This window comes from Janthinobacterium lyxosi, from assembly GCF_051380665.1.
Taxonomy (GTDB): Bacteria; Pseudomonadota; Gammaproteobacteria; order Burkholderiales; family Burkholderiaceae_D; genus Janthinobacterium.
On the sequence record NZ_JBNYXM010000017.1, the window covers coordinates 24,677 to 43,324 of the forward strand.

23 protein-coding genes are annotated in these 18,648 nt (G+C 55.2%); 11 read left to right on the plus strand and 12 right to left on the minus strand.

Translation table 11 applies throughout. The features are described from left to right. Positions 1-42 precede the first annotated feature (42 nt). Positions 43-438: a hypothetical protein gene (locus ACQ4WP_RS18535; protein WP_436523160.1), complete on the minus strand. Its 396-nt coding sequence runs from the start codon at positions 436-438 to the stop codon at positions 43-45. Positions 439-870: 432 nt separating this feature from the next. Between ACQ4WP_RS18535 and ACQ4WP_RS18540 the strand changes: the two genes are divergently transcribed. Together ACQ4WP_RS18540 and ACQ4WP_RS18545 are read left to right on the plus strand one after the other, a co-directional pair. Next, entirely contained in the window at positions 871-1,542 is a 672-nt protein-coding gene (locus tag ACQ4WP_RS18540; protein ID WP_076568658.1) for a heavy metal response regulator transcription factor, read from the plus strand. Then, a complete protein-coding gene (locus tag ACQ4WP_RS18545; RefSeq protein WP_436523162.1) occupies positions 1,539-2,966 on the plus strand; it encodes a heavy metal sensor histidine kinase in 1,428 nt (475 codons plus the stop codon). Before ACQ4WP_RS18540 ends, ACQ4WP_RS18545 begins: the two co-directional genes overlap by 4 nt. Before the next feature lie 42 nt (positions 2,967-3,008). Here ACQ4WP_RS18545 and ACQ4WP_RS18550 read toward each other — a convergent pair whose 3' ends face one another. The 8 genes from ACQ4WP_RS18550 to ACQ4WP_RS18585 all read right to left on the minus strand — a co-directional run bounded on the left by ACQ4WP_RS18550 (position 3,009) and on the right by ACQ4WP_RS18585 (position 8,257). Beyond that, entirely contained in the window at positions 3,009-3,494 is a 486-nt protein-coding gene (locus ACQ4WP_RS18550) for an arsinothricin resistance N-acetyltransferase ArsN1 family B (RefSeq protein ID WP_436523164.1), read from the minus strand. A 103-nt stretch (positions 3,495-3,597) separates the two neighbouring features. Next, positions 3,598-4,257, minus strand: coding sequence for an NADPH-dependent FMN reductase (locus ACQ4WP_RS18555; RefSeq protein ID WP_436523166.1), 660 nt, complete (start codon positions 4,255-4,257; stop codon positions 3,598-3,600). A 77-nt stretch (positions 4,258-4,334) separates the two neighbouring features. Next, positions 4,335-5,078, minus strand: a complete 744-nt coding sequence (arsH, locus tag ACQ4WP_RS18560) for an arsenical resistance protein ArsH (RefSeq protein ID WP_436523168.1) — start codon at positions 5,076-5,078, stop codon at positions 4,335-4,337. After that, positions 5,071-5,502 carry an arsenate reductase (glutaredoxin) gene (gene arsC, locus ACQ4WP_RS18565; protein ID WP_436523170.1) on the minus strand — a complete coding sequence of 144 codons (432 nt, stop codon included), beginning with the start codon at positions 5,500-5,502 and terminating at the stop codon, positions 5,071-5,073. Before arsC ends, arsH begins: the two co-directional genes overlap by 8 nt. A 14-nt stretch (positions 5,503-5,516) precedes the next feature. Further along, positions 5,517-6,800 (minus strand): arsenic transporter, encoded by a 1,284-nt coding sequence (locus tag ACQ4WP_RS18570; protein WP_436523172.1) that lies wholly within the window; start codon positions 6,798-6,800, stop codon positions 5,517-5,519. Next, positions 6,794-7,303: an arsenate reductase ArsC gene (locus ACQ4WP_RS18575; protein WP_436523320.1), complete on the minus strand. Its 510-nt coding sequence runs from the start codon at positions 7,301-7,303 to the stop codon at positions 6,794-6,796. The genes ACQ4WP_RS18570 and ACQ4WP_RS18575 overlap by 7 nt, the downstream gene beginning before the upstream one ends. A 69-nt stretch (positions 7,304-7,372) precedes the next feature. After that, the gene (locus ACQ4WP_RS18580; protein WP_436523174.1) at positions 7,373-7,873 is read right to left on the minus strand and encodes an arsenate reductase ArsC; all 501 of its coding nucleotides are present in this window, start codon (positions 7,871-7,873) and stop codon (positions 7,373-7,375) included. A gap of 57 nt (positions 7,874-7,930) precedes the next feature. After that, the gene (locus tag ACQ4WP_RS18585; protein WP_436523176.1) at positions 7,931-8,257 is read right to left on the minus strand and encodes an ArsR/SmtB family transcription factor; all 327 of its coding nucleotides are present in this window, start codon (positions 8,255-8,257) and stop codon (positions 7,931-7,933) included. A gap of 526 nt (positions 8,258-8,783) precedes the next feature. Between ACQ4WP_RS18585 and ACQ4WP_RS18590 the strand changes: the two genes are divergently transcribed. Beyond that, positions 8,784-9,128 (plus strand): CzcE family metal-binding protein, encoded by a 345-nt coding sequence (locus tag ACQ4WP_RS18590; protein WP_436523178.1) that lies wholly within the window; start codon positions 8,784-8,786, stop codon positions 9,126-9,128. Positions 9,129-9,167: 39 nt separating this feature from the next. On the opposite strand, the gene ACQ4WP_RS18595 is transcribed toward ACQ4WP_RS18590, so the two are convergent. Then, complete coding sequence (locus ACQ4WP_RS18595) at positions 9,168-9,596, minus strand: YybH family protein (protein WP_436523180.1); 429 nt, start codon at positions 9,594-9,596, stop codon at positions 9,168-9,170. Between the two features lie 458 nt (positions 9,597-10,054). Between ACQ4WP_RS18595 and ACQ4WP_RS18600 the strand changes: the two genes are divergently transcribed. The 8 genes from ACQ4WP_RS18600 to ACQ4WP_RS18635 all read left to right on the plus strand — a co-directional run bounded on the left by ACQ4WP_RS18600 (position 10,055) and on the right by ACQ4WP_RS18635 (position 17,844). After that, the gene (locus ACQ4WP_RS18600) at positions 10,055-10,396 is read left to right on the plus strand and encodes a hypothetical protein (protein ID WP_436523182.1); all 342 of its coding nucleotides are present in this window, start codon (positions 10,055-10,057) and stop codon (positions 10,394-10,396) included. 1 nt (position 10,397) lies between these two features. After that, complete coding sequence (locus ACQ4WP_RS18605; protein WP_436523184.1) at positions 10,398-11,783, plus strand: TolC family protein; 1,386 nt, start codon at positions 10,398-10,400, stop codon at positions 11,781-11,783. Beyond that, a complete protein-coding gene (locus ACQ4WP_RS18610) occupies positions 11,780-13,171 on the plus strand; it encodes a multicopper oxidase family protein (RefSeq protein ID WP_436523186.1) in 1,392 nt (463 codons plus the stop codon). The genes ACQ4WP_RS18605 and ACQ4WP_RS18610 overlap by 4 nt, the downstream gene beginning before the upstream one ends. 27 nt (positions 13,172-13,198) lie before the next feature. Further along, the gene (locus ACQ4WP_RS18615; protein ID WP_436523188.1) at positions 13,199-13,528 is read left to right on the plus strand and encodes a copper-binding protein; all 330 of its coding nucleotides are present in this window, start codon (positions 13,199-13,201) and stop codon (positions 13,526-13,528) included. 21 nt (positions 13,529-13,549) lie between these two features. After that, positions 13,550-13,918 carry a copper homeostasis periplasmic binding protein CopC gene (gene copC / locus ACQ4WP_RS18620; protein ID WP_436523190.1) on the plus strand — a complete coding sequence of 123 codons (369 nt, stop codon included), beginning with the start codon at positions 13,550-13,552 and terminating at the stop codon, positions 13,916-13,918. Beyond that, positions 13,919-14,818, plus strand: a complete 900-nt coding sequence (locus ACQ4WP_RS18625; RefSeq protein WP_436523192.1) for a copper resistance D family protein — start codon at positions 13,919-13,921, stop codon at positions 14,816-14,818. A gap of 41 nt (positions 14,819-14,859) precedes the next feature. Continuing rightward, a complete protein-coding gene (locus ACQ4WP_RS18630; protein ID WP_436523322.1) occupies positions 14,860-15,363 on the plus strand; it encodes a cupredoxin domain-containing protein in 504 nt (167 codons plus the stop codon). A gap of 99 nt (positions 15,364-15,462) precedes the next feature. Then, positions 15,463-17,844, plus strand: coding sequence for a heavy metal translocating P-type ATPase (locus ACQ4WP_RS18635; RefSeq protein WP_436523194.1), 2,382 nt, complete (start codon positions 15,463-15,465; stop codon positions 17,842-17,844). A gap of 124 nt (positions 17,845-17,968) precedes the next feature. On the opposite strand, the gene ACQ4WP_RS18640 is transcribed toward ACQ4WP_RS18635, so the two are convergent. Then, a complete protein-coding gene (locus tag ACQ4WP_RS18640; RefSeq protein WP_436523196.1) occupies positions 17,969-18,229 on the minus strand; it encodes a hypothetical protein in 261 nt (86 codons plus the stop codon). A gap of 57 nt (positions 18,230-18,286) precedes the next feature. Further along, positions 18,287-18,646, minus strand: coding sequence for a hypothetical protein (locus ACQ4WP_RS18645; RefSeq protein WP_436523198.1), 360 nt, complete (start codon positions 18,644-18,646; stop codon positions 18,287-18,289). Positions 18,647-18,648 lie beyond the last annotated feature (2 nt).

The following is an 18,648-nucleotide window of genomic DNA, read 5'->3' on the forward strand; positions in this document are numbered from 1 at the left end:
ATGCATGATTGGGGGCGCAAGCCTCCGGTCATACAGACGGAGTTAGGCTGTCAGCGCGTCGCTACAAGGGGGGCGAAACGGGGTATCGAACGATGGGAGCGGCAAGCGCAGGGCGACAAATTGCGGTGGGACATTGGCGTCCGCGGCCGGCATGGAAAAGCCGCCAAAGGCGGTATGCGGGAAAAACTGAAGGTGGTCAACGGCGTGCAATGCCTGGTGTCCGGACTTGCCAGGCACGTCATTGCCGCGATCATCATGATCGCCGTCGTCGCTATGGCCTAGGTGGGCATGCTCATGCTCACCTGCATCCTGGTCGAGCTGGCCGATATGCGCGATCTCATGTGCCAGGCGAACGCTACTCCCCATCCATGCGCCGCTGTTCGTCATGAACATGACGAACAGGAAAAAAGCGAGGTAGTGGGAGAGGGACTTGCGCATGCCCGGAATGTATCACGCCTGTCATGACTTTGCGAGGGCTACTTGCAAGAGAAAAATTTCACCACAACACATGAAAAACATTTAGTAAACAATCAGGTCGACATTTCTTAGAAGCATCTTAACATTCGAACACGCGGTACTCATGAGCACCATCCCTCGACAATGCGTTCTGCTCTTTGTAAGCCTGCCGACCGATAGCGCGCCCTTCTTGGTCACCGCTCACATCATGGCGCTGTTGTGCAAATTTAAAAAAGTGCAGGAACCTTTGATCGTATTCTAGTGAGCACAGGTAAACAGTTCAATTCTGACAGGATTGTAATCCTGGCGTTAGACGACTGTCACCTTTCCAAGGTAGACTAAAGACGGAGACCGACAGGTATCTTCGCCCTCCGCATAACGTGGACACAGCAGTTGAACGAGTGGAAAAGTGATATGCGATTATTAGTGGTGGAAGACGAGCAAAAGGCGGGCGAATATATCCAGAAAGGTCTGAACGAGTCTGGCTTTGTGGTTGACTTGGCGAGAACTGGACCCGACGGACTTCACGCTGCCACTACTGCCCATTATGACCTGATCGTGCTTGACGTCATGCTTCCGGGCTTAGATGGTTGGCAAATCATCGCTGAGTTGCGCAAAACGGTCGATACTCCGGTGCTGTTTCTTACCGCACGGGATGGACTCGATGACCGCATCAAAGGTCTGGAGCTTGGTGCGGATGATTACTTAGTCAAGCCATTCGCTTTTGTTGAGTTGCTTGTTCGTATTCGAACGTTGTTGCGCCGAGGGCCGATCAGAGAAGCTGATATTTTTCAGATTGCCGATCTGGAACTGGACATTCCCAAGCGAAGAGTCATACGCGCCGGTGTTCGGATTGATTTGACTGCAAAAGAATTTGCACTTTTGCATTTATTATCCAAGCGGGTCGGACAAGTTTTGTCCCGGCCGTTGATTGCATCGCAAGTCTGGGACATGAATTTTGACAGCGACACGAACGTGGTGGATGTCGCGGTACGCCGTCTACGAGCAAAAATTGACGACCCCTTCGAGGTCAAACTGATCCATACGATTCGGAGTATGGGCTATGTGTTAGAAGATAGACAATGAAGATCAAGAACTGGTCTCTCACAACTCAGCTGGGGGCGCTCTTCGCCTGCATCTCGGCAATTGTATTTTCAGCCTTAGGCATCTATCTCTATCAAGCACTCGCAGCACAGCTCCAGGCACGGGATGATGCAGACCTTGTTGACCGTATTGTGTTCATAAGGCATATGCTTGAGGAAACACCGAGTGTAGAATCGATTCGTGTGGATCCGCACCGCTTTTTAGATGCGGTCGATTTGCATGGCGGCTTTTTGCTCGTTATGCAGGCACAAGACGGTGAAGAATTAACCCGCAATACCAGTGAACGTTCATTCATGCATGCCAATGGCGCTGTGCCGGCTGAGACGATGCCAGAGCCATCTCATGTACGTGCTGCGCCAGGGCATAGCGAACCCAACCTAAGGGTCATCGCAGCGCTAGGTACCGTTGGTTCGACAGGTTCCGTGGTGCAAATCACGCTCGCCCGGAGCGAAGAGAGTCGCGCAGCTGTTCTATCTGCATACAAGTTAAAAGTTCTTGCTTCAGGCTTCTTTGGTGCTGTGCTAACAGCCCTACTGGGGTTTCTGCTTGTGCGTCGCGCGTTGGACAAAGTGAAGCTCTTCGCGCAGCAAGCTCAGCAAGTCAGCGCGCACAATTTGGAAGTGCGCTTGCATGCAAAATCAGCCCCGATGGAATTCCAGATACTGGCTGATTCGTTCAATGAGGTGCTTGACCGCTTGCAAAATAGCTTTAATAACCTTTCCCAGTTCGCAGATGACCTGGCACATGATTTGCGTACGCCGCTCAACAATCTGATGGTGCAAACAGAAGTTGCCCTGTCTCACCCCAGAGAATCGGAGGAATATCAAAACCTGCTCTCATCTAACTACGAGGAGTTTGGCCGTCTAGCTAGAATGGTGGAAAGTATATTATTTTTGGCGCGGGCTGACCATGACCAAGTTTTGCTAGCAACTGAACAGCTTGATATGGATGTTGAGCTGACGCGAATCGCCGAGTATTTTGAAGGGCCGGCATCCGACGCCGGGATATCAATCATCGTCATCGCCACTGGTAAAGTGCTTGCTGATGGACTCCTGCTTCGCCGCGCGGTGAGCAACCTTGTATCGAACGCCATTCGGTACACCGCAGAGGGCGAAACTATCACGCTCAAGGCTATTGCTGACGACGACGGGGCCGTGATTGCCGTTTCCAATCCTGGCCTAGGCATCACGCAGGAACACCTGCCGCGGCTGTTTGATCGGTTCTATCGTTCCGATAAATCGAGATCCAGTACGTCAGCCTCCGCTGGCTTGGGTCTTTCAATCGTCAAATCCATCATGACGCTTCACCATGGCCGCGCCAGCGTCATGAGTGAGCTTAGTGGCGTTACCCAATTCACGCTTTTTTTTCCTGACACGACACCACCGAACGAAACAGTTAAGCGCTGAAAATGGATTTTCGAAGACAGAAATCTTGTGCTCAGCGGTTAGCTACCCGAGCTGCAGTTCCCAGTACCCCACATCGATCCACTGATCAAATTTACGGCCGACCCGCTTGAACATGGCCACCTTCTCAAACCCCAGGCGTTCATGCAAAGCAACGCTAGCTTCATTGGGCTGCGCGATGCCACCAATGACCACCTGCAGTTGGCGGCGCCGGAGTTCTTCGATCAGGGTATTGTATAGTTGTCGGCCGATTCCCTGGCCGACACCGTCGTGCGCCACGTACACCGTTGACTCCACGGAAAAACGATAAGCGCTCCGGGCACGCCAGGGCGTTGCGTAGGCGTAACCTAGTATTTGACTGTCACACTCAAAGACGTACCACGGCAACTGCGCGCTCACCGAGGCGATACGCTGGGCCATCTCATTGGTGCCAACTATCTGCTCTTCAAACGTGATGGTGGAGCTGCTGACGTAATGATTGTAGATCGTTGCGATCATAGCGGCATCGGTGGTAGTGGCAAGTCGAATCATCAGCGGGATCCATATAGACGTGAAGTGGCAGGAAGCAGCCCGGCCGCAAACTGCGCACGGCGCCCCGAAGTGTCATTCTAGCAATAATCCCTCATATGTGGCCTCACGGCGCATTGCGTTGAGTAGGATCGCGCAGGAATGCCGGCGAAGGCCCGGTACCTCCCGAGCGGGCACGCTCCCGTCCTGCGGCGTCGGCCCACCAGATCAACTGGGAAAAAGTGCGCTCAATATAGGATACCCAACGCGTACTATCGACTTCAGGCGCAAAGCTGCCATCGGCAGCAAAAACAGTATGTGCGGACGGAATATGGATCATGGCCGACACCGGCAAACAGCCCAGCTCGGACAGAAACGTACGCATACCGACCGCTGCCCGCACGCCACCCCACTGCCCTGCCGAATAAGTCACGATGGCGCTGGGCTTGAAGGCAAACAGGGAACTGCCAAAGTGGTTCAGTAAATGCATCAGTGCTGGGCTCATCGAATGATTGTACTCAGGACTGACCATCACATACCCATCGGCGCTGGCAATTTCACTGGCCAGATGCTCTAGCGGCAGGGGCGCCCGCCCCTGTGCATAGGAAAAGTGCGGCTTGAACACGTCACCCAGGTCGTAGTCGAGTGGATCGATGAGCACCACATTGTGGCCATCGCGGCTGCACTGCGCCGCGCAGGCCTTGGCGACGCGTTCGCCCACGCGCGCTGGCAGGGGTGGTGTGCTGGTGCGAATAGAACCGAGAAACACCAGAATTTTCATCTTCATCTTACCCTTTTCAGCCAAAACCTTGGCTATGTCATGGTGCAGTGACGGCCCGAGAAGCGGGCCAACGTGAAAACAGCCTATTTGCTTGGCGTCTCGTGCTCCATGGCCGCTGCAGCGAGAGCGAGCACGTCGGCCGGCATGGATTCCTTGCGTTCGCTATAGCGGCTAGTCAGGTAATCCGAGCGATCGCGCACCACCAGGGTGAATTTATACAATTCCTCCATGACGTCGACCAGGCGGTCGTAGTATGGCGATGGCTTCATGCGGTCGTTGTCGTCGAACTCCTGGTATGCCTTGGCAACGGACGACTGGTTCGGGATGGTCACCATGCGCATCCAGCGGCCCAGCACGCGCAAGCCGTTGACGGCGTTGAACGATTGCGAGCCGCCCGATACTTGCATCACCGCCAGGGTACGCCCCTGCGTGGGACGCACGCTACCCATTTCCAGCGGCAGCCAGTCGATCTGCGACTTGAACACGCCCGTCACGGCGCCATGGCGTTCCGGGCTGCACCAGACCTGGCCTTCCGACCACAGCGACAAGGCGCGCAATTCCTGAACCTTGGGGTGGTCAGGGCTGACGCTGTCGACCATGGGCAAGCCGTGCGGGTCGAAGACCCGTGTTTCAGCACCGAAGTGCTGCAACAGGCGCTCCGCTTCCAGGGTCAGCAAGCGGCTGAACGAGCGTTCGCGCAGCGAGCCATACAGCAGGAGGATACGCGGCGGGTGCGTGGCCACCGTCGGCGGCGCAAGTTTATCCAGGGTCGGCGTATCGAGGTGCGCGGCGCTGATGTTGGGCAAGTGATCAGTGAGCTTATGCATGTGGCACCACCCGCTTTCCTTGTGCATCGATGACCGCCTCGCCATCTTCTTTGACAAACGCGCCCAGCTGCGGCAAAGGAAGAATGTCTAGCACGACCTCCGATGGGCGGCACAGTCGCACGCCGAGCGGCGTGACCACGAAGGGACGATTGATGAGGATGGGATGGGCCAGCATGGCGTCCAACAGGGTCTCATCGCTGATTTGGGCTTGGTCGAGGCCCAGTTCCAGGTAAGGCGTCCCCTTCTGACGAATGGCCTCGCGCACACTCAAGCCAGCACGGGCAATCAAATCGGCCAGGGTCTCGCGGATTGGCGGTTGCTGCAGGTATTCGATGACCTGCGGCTCGACACCAGTATTGCGGATCAACGCCAAGGTGTTGCGCGAGGTGCCACAGGCTGGATTGTGATAAATAGTGATATCCATAATAGATCCTTTGGTTAATAACTGAGGCGCAGTGCCAGCGCCGCCAGGGTCACCAGCAACACAGGCAAGGTGAGGACGATGCCGACGCGGAAGTAGTAGCCCCAGGAGATGTGAATCTTCTTACTGTCGAGAACATGCAGCCACAACAGGGTCGCCAGGCTGCCGATCGGGGTAATCTTCGGCCCTAGGTCACTGCCAATGACATTGGCATAAATCATCGCTTCGCGCACAGCGCCCTGCGCCGTGGTCGGGTCGATCGACAAGGCGCCGATCAGCACCGTCGGCATATTGTTCATGATCGAGGACAGAACCGCCGTCAGCACGCCGGTACCCATGGCCGCACCCCACACGCCATATTGGGCAAAGTGATTCAGCACGCCAGTCAGGTAACCGGTCAGGCCCGCATTGCGCAAGCCATAGACGACCAGGTACATGCCCAGCGAGAAAACGACGATCTGCCATGGCGCATTACGGATGACTTCACGCGTGGGTATCACATGGCCTTTGGCCGCGACACCCAGCAACAGCGCGGCGCCGACGGCGGCAACAGCACTGATCGGCACGCCCAGGCTCTCCAGCCAGAAAAAGCCGATCAGCAGCAGCGCCAGGACCAGCCAGCCCGCTTTGAAGGTCGCCATGTCGCGAATTGCGGTGCCGGGACGTTTGAGCTGGGAGACGTCATAGTCTTTCGGGATGTCCTTGCGGAAAAACCACATCAGTGCCAGCAGGGTCGCTATCACCGCCACCGCGTTGACCGGCACCATCACGGCCGCATACTCGGCAAAGCCAATCTTGAAATAGTCGGCCGAAACGATATTGACCAGGTTAGACACCACCAGCGGCAGGCTGGCCGTGTCGGCGATAAAGCCGGCCGCCATCACGAACGCCAAGGTCGCCTTGGCTGAAAACTTCAGTTCCAGCAGCATGGCGATCACGATGGGTGTCAATATCAGCGCGGCGCCATCGTTGGCGAACAGGGCTGCGACGGCGGCGCCCAACAGGACCAGCAAGACAAACAGCTTGCGACCGCTGCCGCCACCCCAGCGCGCCACGTGCAATGCGGCCCATTCGAAGAAACCGGCCTTGTCGAGCAGCAGGCTGATGATGATGACGGCGATAAACGTGCCGGTTGCATTCCATACGATGTGCCAGACGACGGGAATGTCCGACAACTGGATGACGCCAGCCAGCAGCGCGACGCCAGCGCCGATGGCAGCGCTCCAGCCAATACCCAGGCCACGCGGCTGCCAGATAACCAGTACCAGAGTCGCCAAGAAAATCAGGAAAGCAGTCAACATACGAGTGCCTCCTTGGAGGCGGTCGGGGCAAAGACACTGGAAATGTTGTCGAGTTCAGCTTTCAGGCGTAATGGATCATGCTGCAGCTGCTCCAGCGGCAAGGCGAAGAACGCCTCGATGCGCGCACGCAGAATGCTATACGTCGCCCGGAAAGCTGCGTCCTTTTCTGCGTCCGTCCGCGTGACATGGCCGGGATCGTCTACACCCCAGTGGCTACGAAGCACTGGGCCCAAGTAGGCCGGGCACGTCTCACCGGCGGCGCTGGCACACACGGTGATGACGATATCGGGCACCGAAGGCAGCGCATCCCAGGACTTGCTGTAATACCCCTGGGTCGAGATCTGTTCCTTGGCCAGCAACGCCAGCGCTCCTGGGTGCAGCGCCCCGGCCGGATGGCTGCCTGCGCTCAGCGCATGCCAGCCTGTCGGCGCCAAATGATTAAAAGTCGCTTCGGCCAGGATGGAGCGGCAAGAGTTGCCGGTACACAAAAAAAGAACGTTCATGAAGTTATCGCAAAATAGTGAAAAGTAAGGCATGCCCGTCATCTACAGGCATGCCGGGGCGCTCGCCTACTAGACGGCGCTTTGTCCAATTGCCTTGATCTCGTGCTGGATCGCGTTTTTTTCGAGCATGTGCAGCGGCAAGCTGACGAAGACGTTCATCCGGGTCATGATCTGGCGGAACACCTTATGGAATACCGCGCGCTTTTCTGCGTCGGTACCGGTGGCTGCAGCCGGGTCTTCAAAGCCCCAGTGCGCCGAAAGCGGATGGCCTGGCCAGTAAGGGCAGACCTCGCCGGCTGCGTTGTCGCACACGGTAATAATGAAATCCATGTGCGGAGCGTCTGCCGTACCGAATTCATCCCAGCTCTTGCTGCGCAGTTTGTCGAGCGGATAGCCCGTCGCTTCAATTTGCTCGATGGCGAATGAGTTGACGCTACCGCCCGGGTGGCTGCCAGCCGAAAAGCCCCGGAAGCGGCCCTTGCTCATGGTGGAGACCAGCGCCTCGGCCATCACGCTACGGGCTGAATTGCCAGTACAGAGAAACAACACGTTGTAAACTTTGTCGGTCATGACGACTCCTTTAATCACTACGTTGGTGGTGGGGCGATTCGATTTGTATGTTTGGATTCATACAGTGTCACAGACTGCATCTTGCGCAGTAGTGCAAGGTGCACCGCCGCAACAGTTATCGGTCAAAAAGCCGATCAGGGCATTCATGCTGTCGATATGCGCGGCGTAGATGACAAAGCGTCCATCTTGACGCGGCACGATCAGGTCCGCGTGTACCAACTCCTTCAAGTGAAATGACAGGGACGATGGCGGTATGCCAAGATGTTCGGCAATCTTCGTTGCGGCCATCCCTTGCGGCCCGGTCTGGACTAGCAGACGAAAGATGGCTAGGCGTGACTCCTGTGCCAGTGCCGCCAACGCGGCGATCACATTTTTGGTTTCCATGTGCACTCCATTTAATTTCATAGTTCTATAATAATCGAATTATGAAATTAATGTAAACCTGTTTTTATGCGCACCTATCGATTCACCTTGCTTTTGCCGTCCGGGTCCTCTCCAGGTGTGTCGACATACCAATTGGCGGAATCGTCGTACTCGGTGGCGGAGGTGCGCGCCCCTCAGCTCGTTGGAAACTTTGGTATCGCACTTATGTGCCGAGGAACGATTTATTGAGAAAAAACTCGCAGCAAAGGAGATTGGCTAGTAGCGCTTAGTGTGAATGCGTGGTGGCCGAAATGACTGTATACCGCTGCACACTCATCCTGCTATTGATAAACCAGTGCTGCACCTAGCATCCTGCGGCCAGAAAGTCGCGGCTCCACTTCGATCCTATTACCCCAGTCAAATTGTTAGGGTTTCTGTAATGCAAATGTAATGTTTCCGTCATTCGGGTGTGCGGGTCCCCTACGTAGAATAGCTTCATCGGTTTCGCAACTTCTTTAACCCGCAACTGAACAATAAGGACATTCCAATGAAATCCCTCAAAGAAAATATCATCGCCGTTTTCGCTGTCATCGCGCTCAGCCCCATCGCCGCTATGGCACACCAAAGCGAAATGCACTCGAATCCTGCGTTCGGCAGTACTGCTCCCGCGCCGGCCGCCACACGCACCATAACGATTTCATCGGCGACCAAGTATGTGAATGTCGCTCAGGGCGACGTTGTCAAATTTGACGTGGATGGCAAGACGTTCACTTGGCAGTTCGATACGCTGCGCGCCACTGCAAGCTTTGACTTTTCGGCAATTGCACCGTCCGATGTGAATACGCACGGCGTACGTGTGTATGTGACCCCTAACCCGACTTACGCCAACTAACTACATATACGCCCGCCTGTGGGCTACTGGCACATGAAGTTACTGAGATTTGCGGGACGACCAGTGAAGATGAAAGATGATCCATTGATCGCCATGTTTTTCGAGCAAAGCTGTTTCCGTGCCGAATAAGTGCACATTTTTGCCCTGGAATTGTCCTGTGGTCTCTGTTTCCTGCATCACGACCGCCAGGTTTCCATCAATACGTTCGTTTTGTTTGAGGACTTTGCTTTTGGTGGCCTTGGCAAAGGCGGTATCGGCTGGCAGGTGATGGCCAGCGTATTCATCACGGGAACGCTCAACATGCCCAGATTCGTAAATATTAATTTCCGGGCTAAGCAAAGTGCTCGCCTGCTCGGACCTGCCGCTGGCGAGCGCTTCGTGAAATGCAGCAACAGTTTCAGTTGGTGTGGCCGCATATAGGGGGAGACTGAATACGGAAATAGCGATAAGGAAAGTCAGTTGGCGCACGAGGTCTCCAGTGTTTTTTGTCTATATGATGAATTGCGGTGATGTAATTAAATCAGCGAGCGGTGATTGTGGCAAGGTGGAAGTGAAAATACTCTGGCAAACTGAAAGATGCTTGACCTTCCGTTAATTGGAAGGTGTAGCGTGAGTGGTCGGTTTCATCTCGGTTGGTTCGGGTAATGTGCAAGCAACCTGGTGGAGCACCACGGCGAGGATACGCGGATGAATCGTATGCTGACGCGCATTGCAAGCAAGCTGGCACAGGTAAGGTGCAGGACAGCGGATGCCTCGCCCTACTTTTGGAGGCGTCGCCATGGAGCTGATAATGGCCACCACCCGTTCCTCGCGCCGCTTGAGCTCTTTTCACGCCACCTTCCCCGCCGATTGCTGAAATCATGCACTCGCGTTCGCCTCACCTCGTGCTGTATCCACCCAATAAGTAGCAATTTTGAAAGATAATCATGCAACGCTTCCACTTATTGCTTCTGGCAATGGTTAGCTTCTCGCCGGTTGTCTATGCACAATCCGCTCAGCCCGCTAGCACCTCTGCGGCGGTGGCAGATGCTAACGCAACTGTGCCGCCGCTGAAGTATGTCTCTGCTTTTGCTGATGTTAAGCCGATTGGCGAGCCCCCGATATCTCCAGATAAGGCCTGGATTCAGGCAAATCAAGATGTAACAGGGGGCGCTCAGGGCGACATGTCGATGGAAATGGTAACTGGTGAAAAAGGCCAGGAAAACCCCAAGCCGCCTTCGGCGAGCGATCCGCACAAGGGCCATCAAATGAACATGAAAGGCAAATGACATGAAGCGATTATCGTTGCCAGCACCCAATCGGGTAGCCGCTGTATTCGGTGTGGTATTTCTTGCTGGTTGCGCCAGCTTTTCAGCGGATGGCGGTTTAAATGATGTCTCTCGGCTAACGCAAGAGCGGATTGGACAAGTCAAGCCCTTCATGAAAGAGACGCTGAAAGACAGCCAGCAGTCCACTTCACAGGTGCAGTCCTTGCTGTCCGCGCCACTGACGCCTGAATCTGCAGTACAGATTGCGCTGCTCAATAGTGCAGCGCTGAAGGTCTCCTTCGCTGAGTTGGGGGTCTCGGAGGCCGAATTTGTACAAGCTGGACGTATGCGAAATCCAAGTTTTAGTTTCGGCCGCATCAGCGGTGGTGGCAACGCGGAAATCGATCGCAGTGTGATGTTTGACATTGCGGGCCTGCTGACGCTGCCCACACGTCGACGCATTGAGCAAGGACGCTTTGAACAAGCAAAGCTGCTAACAGCTGCTCAGGCTGTGCAGTTGGCGGCAGAAACACGTCGGGCATATTTTATGGCCGTTGCGGCGGCTCAATCGGCCGCTTTCGCGGAGCAAGTGCGTGGCGCTGCGGAGGCATCATCGCAACTTGCCGACAGCATGACCAGGGTCGGAAACTGGAGCACGCTTGACCAGGCCCGTGAGCGTGCGTTTTACCAAGATGCGTTGACACAGTTGGCGCGGACCAAGCATGAAGCAACAGCCACGCGCGAACAGATCATTCGCCTCCTGGGGCTGTGGGGAGAGCAGCAAAACTTCACACTGCCGGACAGGTTGCCTCCTCTGCCGGAAAAGCCGCAGGAAACGAATAATGCGGAAGCACAGGCCATGTCGCAACGTCTCGATATGCTGTCGGCCCGCCGCGAGACCGAGGCAACGGCCGCGGCACTTGGCTTAACAAAGGCAACTGGCTTCATCAACGTTTTTGATGCCGGCTACACCAACAAGAGTATGACAGGCTTGCCACGCGAGAACGGCTACCAGATTTCCCTCGAATTACCGATCTTCGATTGGGGTGGCGCCAAGGTCGCGCGGGCGGAAGCGCTCTATATGCAGTCCGTCCATCGCACCACCGACATCGCCGTGCGGGCACGCTCAGAGGTGCGGGAGGCCTACTCCGCATACCGTACCAGCTATGACATCGCCCGTCATTATCGCGACGATGTTGTGCCGCTGCGGAAAAAAATATCCGACGAGGTTCTGCTTCGCTACAACGGGATGCTTGCCAGCGTGTTCGAATTGCTGGCGGACTCGCGCGAGCAACTGGTGAGCGTGAATACCGCCATCGAAACCCAGCGCGACTTTTGGATAGCGGAAACCAAACTTCAATCCGCCATCAGCGGTGGAAGTATGAACGATACAAGGACCATGCCATGATTTCACGTAGAGACTTTTTCAGAGGTGCAGGTGCTGTAGCGGTGAGTGCCGTTGCCGTTAGCAAGGCTGGTGCCGCGTCATTGCCTGAGGCAATGTTGATGGACAATGCCAAGACACACATTCCCCCGGCGCCCCCCACTGGACGGCCCTACAATCCGGTCGTGACCCTAAACGGCTGGTCATTGCCATGGCGGATGAAAAATGGCGTAAAGGAATTCCATCTGGTGGCCGAACCCGTAGTGCGTGAACTTGCACCAGGAATGAAAGCCAACTTGTGGGGCTATAACGGTCAATCCCCAGGGCCGACAATTGAAGTGGTCGAAGGTGACCGTGTGCGTATCTTCGTGACCAACAAGCTACCTGAGCACACCAGTGTTCATTGGCATGGACAGCGATTGCCGAACGGCATGGATGGCGTCACGGGCCTTACGCAACCGGGTATCGCTCCTGGAAAGACTTTCGTTTACGAATTCGAGGCCAAACGGCCAGGTACGTTTATGTACCATCCCCACGCCGACGAGATGGCCCAAATGGCAATGGGGATGATGGGCTTCTGGGTCACCCATCCAAAGGATCCGTCGCTCCATGCTGTGGACCGTGATTTTGTTTTTCTGCTCAACGCGTATGACGTAGAGCCGGGAAGCTATACGCCAAAGATCAACACCATGCTGGACTTCAACCTGTGGACATTCAATAGCCGCGTGTTTCCCGGCATTGACTCATTGCCAGTGCGCCAAGGTGACAAGGTACGCATCCGTGTCGGCAACCTGACGATGACGAACCACCCTATTCATATACATGGCCATGAGTTTTTCGTCACTGGCACGGATGGCGGCTGGACACCACCCGCGTCGCGCTGGCCTGAAGTTACCACCGATGTCGCAGTTGGACAAATGCGTGCCATCGAGTTCGTCGCTACGGATTTGGGTGACTGGGCACTTCACTGCCATAAATCCCACCATACCATGAATGCAATGGGCCACTCGGTACCGACAATGATCGGCGTCAACCATCGCGGGGTTGCTGAAAAAATTAACAAAATTGTTCCTGAATATATGGTGATGGGCGACAAGGGCGGCTCCATGGGAGGCATGGAAATGCCGCTGCCAGATAATACTTTACCGATGATGTCAGGTGAAGGACCGTTCGCTGGGGTTGAGATGGGGGGAATGTTCACCGTATTGAAGGTGCGCAAGGATCAGAAGCGCGGCGACTATTCCGATCCTGGCTGGTACAAGCATCCGACCGGAACCGTGGCATACGAGTGGACGGGCGCCCTTCCTGAACCCGAACGTGCCACTAACGCTGGGGGGCAGTCGATGCCAACGATGAACAAACCCAATATTGAAGTCACTGTTCGTAAGCCGACCGGACATAGCGGTCACTAATTTTTTATTCAACTGAAAGGAATCATCATGAAAAACCTGCACAAAGTTGTATTGGGAACCTTGATTGGCCTGTCATCCGTGGCAACGACCTCCGTGGCGTTCGCCCAGCAGCAGAGCGCCTCCGCGACGCAAGACGCGATGAGCGATGGCGAAATCAAGAAAGTGGACAAGGACGCCGGCAAGCTGACCATCAAACATGGTGAGCTGAAGAACCTGGGCATGCCAGGAATGACCATGCTGTTCAAGGTCAAGGAGCCGTCAATGCTCGACAAGGTCAAACAAGGCGACAAAGTACGTTTCGTCGTGGAAAAAGTTGGCGGCGCATTGACGGTCACCTCCATCGAAGCAGTCAAGTAAATTTCACATAGAGAGTTGAAGATGACGACCCTGCGGAACATGATTCTTGCCACATCCATATTGGCGGCAACGCTGGCTACCCCATTTGCCATGGCACATGCGAGCTTGAAGAGCTCCACCCCCGAGGCAGGTGCCTCCCTGGCAGTTGCACCAAAGGCGATTACGCTGACCTTCAACGAAAAGGTGGAGGAAGCCTTTAGCTCGATTACGCTGAGCGATGGCGAAGGCAAACCCGTCGCTGCAGGCAAGGCAAAGGTCGATGCCGCGAATCCAGCCGTCTTACGCTTGGAAGTACCGACATTGAACGCTGGTGCCTATACCGTGAGCTGGGCAGTTGCAGGGCACGATGGACACCGTCGCAAAGGCGACTTGAAGTTCACGGTGAAATAAATGGATGCAGTCTCGCTGTTGCAAGTTAGTTCAGCTTTGCTGCTGAACCTCGGCTTTGCCTGGCTCGTCGGATCATGGTTTGCACGTTACTGGATGCGTTCCAGCGGCGTCAACCATGATTATTTCGAGCCTGCGCTGCGCAAACTTGACTTGATGGCGGCGGCAATCAGCACGGTTGCTAGTGCATCGGCACTATTGAGCGCGACGGCGATCATGGGAGGTGTGGGCCTGCGCGAAGCCTGCCCGATGTTCTGGATGATGGTGTCTACAACCGACTACGGACATGCAGGCTGCGCCACTATTGTGGCGATGCTTGCCCTCTTTCTTGTGCGATTAGTTGGCGGAATCGGCCGCAGCAGCGATATTGCTGTCATTCTCCTTTTGGCTGTTTTTTCTGCAATACGGGCGTCCATGGGGCATGCGGGCGAGGAAGGCTTCTGGACTATTCCGCTAGCAGTTGAAGCAATCCATTTTTTTGCCATCGGCCTATGGACTGGTGCGGTGATGGTGTCCGGCTGGTTTGTTCTGCATGAGACGCGGATAAGGAAATTTGATACGGGGTCCACCGATCAATACCTCGAACTGATGTCCCAGGCAGCAATGCTTGCAGTAGTTGCCATTATTGCTACTGGCATCTACAGCGCCTGGCACCGAGTGGGGAGTTCCGAGCATCTTGTTCATACCACCTACGGCATCACTTTACTGGTCAAAGTTGCATTGGTCCTTCTTGCCATTGCCTTCGGCGGCTACAACAAATTTCGCGGACTACCTGCCGCCTCCCGCTCCTTGCGCGGCGTCACGCTGGTGAGAGTCGTTTTACAAGTAGAGACCTTGCTACTACTCGGTGCGCTGTTGGCGGCGGCAATTCTTACCACTCAACAACCACCTACCGCGATGTAATGCCGCGACGGTTTTCTACAAGAGAGTACGATATGAAAAAGATGACCTTAAATGCAATTGCAATAATGTTACTGGCCAGCTTGAGCACTTTCAGCAATGCTGCGGTGCCGGATAGCAGCCCAGCAGCACATAGTGGCCACCAGCATGGCGCAAATGAGCAGAACGCATCTCTTGTGGGCAAGTCGGGCGACCCGAAAAAAGTGACGCGTACCGTCACTGTCGATATGAACGACACCATGCGCTTTAGCCCAGCGTCTATTGCCGTGAAACGGGGCGAGACCATTCGCTTTGTCGTCAACAATTCCGGCAAGATCAAGCATGAGATGGTCATTGGTTCTGAGAGCGAGTTGAAAGAACATGCCCAACAAATGGCAAAGTTTCCGGAGATGGAGCATGCGGAACCCAATCAGGTGACCCTAACGCCTGGAAAATCGGGAAGCATTGTCTGGCAGTTCGACAAAGCCGGCAAAGTGGAATTTGCTTGCTTACAACCCGGTCACTTTGAGGCTGGCATGAAGGGACTGGTATTGGTTTCTGCCAAATAGATGGCTTCATTCGGCGGGAATGTTCAATTCCCGCCGTTGCCGCAATTGCTGGTTCCACCACAGCCAACGAAACAGGCGAATCTGCCCAAGGAGTGATTCATGAGTAGAACTGACGCCGAGCATCATGCACACGAGCATCATCACGACAGCCACAGTAAAACTGAACCCGACGATGCGCGGCAGGCAGTAGACGAAAAACCATTCATTGACCCGGTATGCGGTATGCGCGTTGGCGCAAATCCCGAAAAAGAAATCACCCACAAAAGTATGGTCTACCACTTCTGTAGCGGAAAGTGCATGACAAAGTTCAACGCAGCGCCAGATTCCTTTATCGATAAAGCGAATGCGGCGCCCAGCCCTGAGCCCTCGCCACAGCAGGGAGCGGTCTACACCTGCCCCATGCACCCCGAGATTCGCCAGCCAACACCGGGAACTTGCCCCATTTGCGGCATGTCGCTCGAACCTGAAATGCCGACGCTAGATGAGGCGGAAAATCCGGAGCTGGTCGATTTCCGCCACCGCTTCTGGTGGACGCTGCCTCTGACCCTGGTGGTGTTCCTATTGGCGATGTTTGGCCATGTGTTCCTTGACATGGGGTTGCCAGGCCAGAACTGGATTGAATTCGCATTAAGTACCCCTGTCGTACTGTGGGCCGGCTGGCCATTTTTCACGCGCTGGGCGCAATCGCTGGCACGCATGCGCCCGAATATGTGGACCTTGATTGGTTTTGGCGTAATGGCTGCTTATGGCTATAGTGTCGTCGCCACCATCGCACCGGGCCTCTTCCCGCTTACCTTTGCTGCACATGGCCGCATAGGCGTATATTTTGAAGCAGCGGCAGTCATTGTTTCGCTCACGCTTCTTGGACAGATACTTGAGCTGCGCGCACGCTCCCAAACTTCCGCCGCAATCAAATCCTTACTTGGCCTCGCTCCAAAGACGGCTCGACGCATTCAGGACGATGGCTCCGAGGATGACATCCCGCTCACGCACGTCCACGTCGGCGACAAACTCCGTGTCCGACCCGGTGAGAAGGTACCAGTTGATGGCGTAGTGCTCGATGGCGAGAGCTCGCTCGATGAGTCAATGCTGACTGGCGAGCCCTTACCTGTGACAAAGCGTGCAGGAGACACGTTGATTGGCGCAACGATCAATACCAGCGGGAGCCTGATTATGCGTGCCGAAAAAATCGGCAGCGACACGATGTTGTCTCAAATCGTACAAATGGTCGCGCAGGCGCAGCGCTCCCGCGCGCCTATGCAACGACTCGCCGATAGTGTTGCAGGCTATTTCGTGGTCGTGGTCGTGGCAATAGCGCTACTGACGTTCGTGTTATGGGGAATGTATGGCCCTGAACCGAGCTGGGTCTTTGGTTTTGTTAACGCCGTTGCAGTACTGATCATTGCTTGCCCATGTGCATTGGGGTTAGCCACGCCGATGTCCATTATGGCCGCCACAGGCCGCGCGGCCACCCAGGGTGTGCTCTTTCGGGATGCCGCAGCAATAGAAGACCTCAAGAAGGTCGACACACTGATTGTCGACAAGACGGGGACCCTCACTGAAGGTAAGCCTTCCTTTAATAGCGTGGTCGCAGCGCCCGGTTTCAAGGACGAAGACGTCCTGCAAATGGCGGCGAGCATAGACCAGGGCAGCGAACATCCGTTAGCGCACGCGATCGTCTACGAAGCGAACAGACGAGCACTGGTGCTAACCAAACCTGACAGTTTTGAGTCCGCCAGCGGTATTGGCGTGCGCGGCACGCTTGGCGGGGTGCACATCGCACTGGGCAACACCGCGCTGATGGATGCTGACAAAGTCGATTGGCGGCCGCTTGCTGAGGTCGCTGAACGCCTACGGAAAGAAGGTGCTAGCGTCATGTATCTATCCTCTGACGGCGTTTTGGCTGGACTGATTGCGGTGTCGGATCCCATCAAGGCAACGACGCATGAGGCCATAGAAGGCTTGCGCGCTGAAGGGCTGACCGTAATCATGGCCACTGGCGATGGCGTCACCACTGCGAAGTCCGTAGCCGAAAGGCTGGGCATCACGGAGTTCTACGGCGAGGTGAAACCACAGGACAAGTTGGCCTTGGTAGAAAAACTGCAAAAGCAAGGCAAGGTGGTCGCGATGGCCGGCGATGGAATCAATGATGCCCCCGCACTGGCGAAGGCCAACGTTGGCATTGCCATGGGGACTGGAACAGACGTGGCCATCAATAGCGCTCACGTCGCCTTAGTCAAGGGAGATTTGCGCGGGATTGCCCTTGCCCGTCGAATCTCGGTCGACACTGTCCGAAATATGTGGCAAAACCTGGGCTTCGCGTTTGTCTACAATGCCTTGGGCATTCCCCTGGCTGCCGGTGTGCTGTATCCATTTACTGGCCAATTGCTGTCGCCGATGATCGCCGCGTTAGCGATGAGCCTGAGTTCTGTGTCTGTCATTACCAATGCACTTCGGTTACGCGGCACCGGCCGGCCTTAGCCATTGACCATACCATCGAGAGACAATCTCGCGGACGCAAAAATGAATAAGCACGTGAATGGATGGGATCGCTCCAGGCTGCTTACGCTACCAGGAGCGATCCCATCCAACGCTCAACGACGCGTTACTTCTTCTTCATCATTTCCTGACAATCCTTCATCATTTGATCCATTTTTTCGTGCATTTTCGGATCCATTTGATGATCCATTTTTGGATCCATCTGGCGATCCATTTCAGCTTGTGGGGCTTTATTGGCGGCTTGCATAATTTGCGCCTGCTTGGCCTTGCGCCCTTGCTCAATCAGTTGCCAGTCGGGTCCGGCGAAGACGGGAAATGCAGCGCTAAGGGTGCTGATACAGAGCAGCGTAAGTAGTAATTTTTTCATGATAATTCCTCAGTAAACCAGTTTGATGTACGTGTCTTCATCCCCGTCATCAAGTGGCTAATTCAACCACCGACAATACAGAAAGCGCAGTGCAACCACGGAAACTTCTGAAATGTCAGAAAAAAATCTCCCGCTAACCGTTTGCGAAACATACCGCATCGTGGCTGCGGTAGCACCCGGATCCAGGTTGTCGCCGCTTGCTTTTTGTACGGCAAAAGGTGGACCGATACAGCACATGGCACATGGTCGGCAATTCGTCATGGCCATTGGCTGCGCGATCGCCGCAGATGCGCGCAGCTCAATTTGTAGTGGAAACGCCGGCACATGGCTGTGCCAGAAAAAGCCGAGCAACACAGCCGCACACTTCACGAAATACACGAAATGCTTAGTCGAGCGGTATGTGCCAAACAGTCTCATGA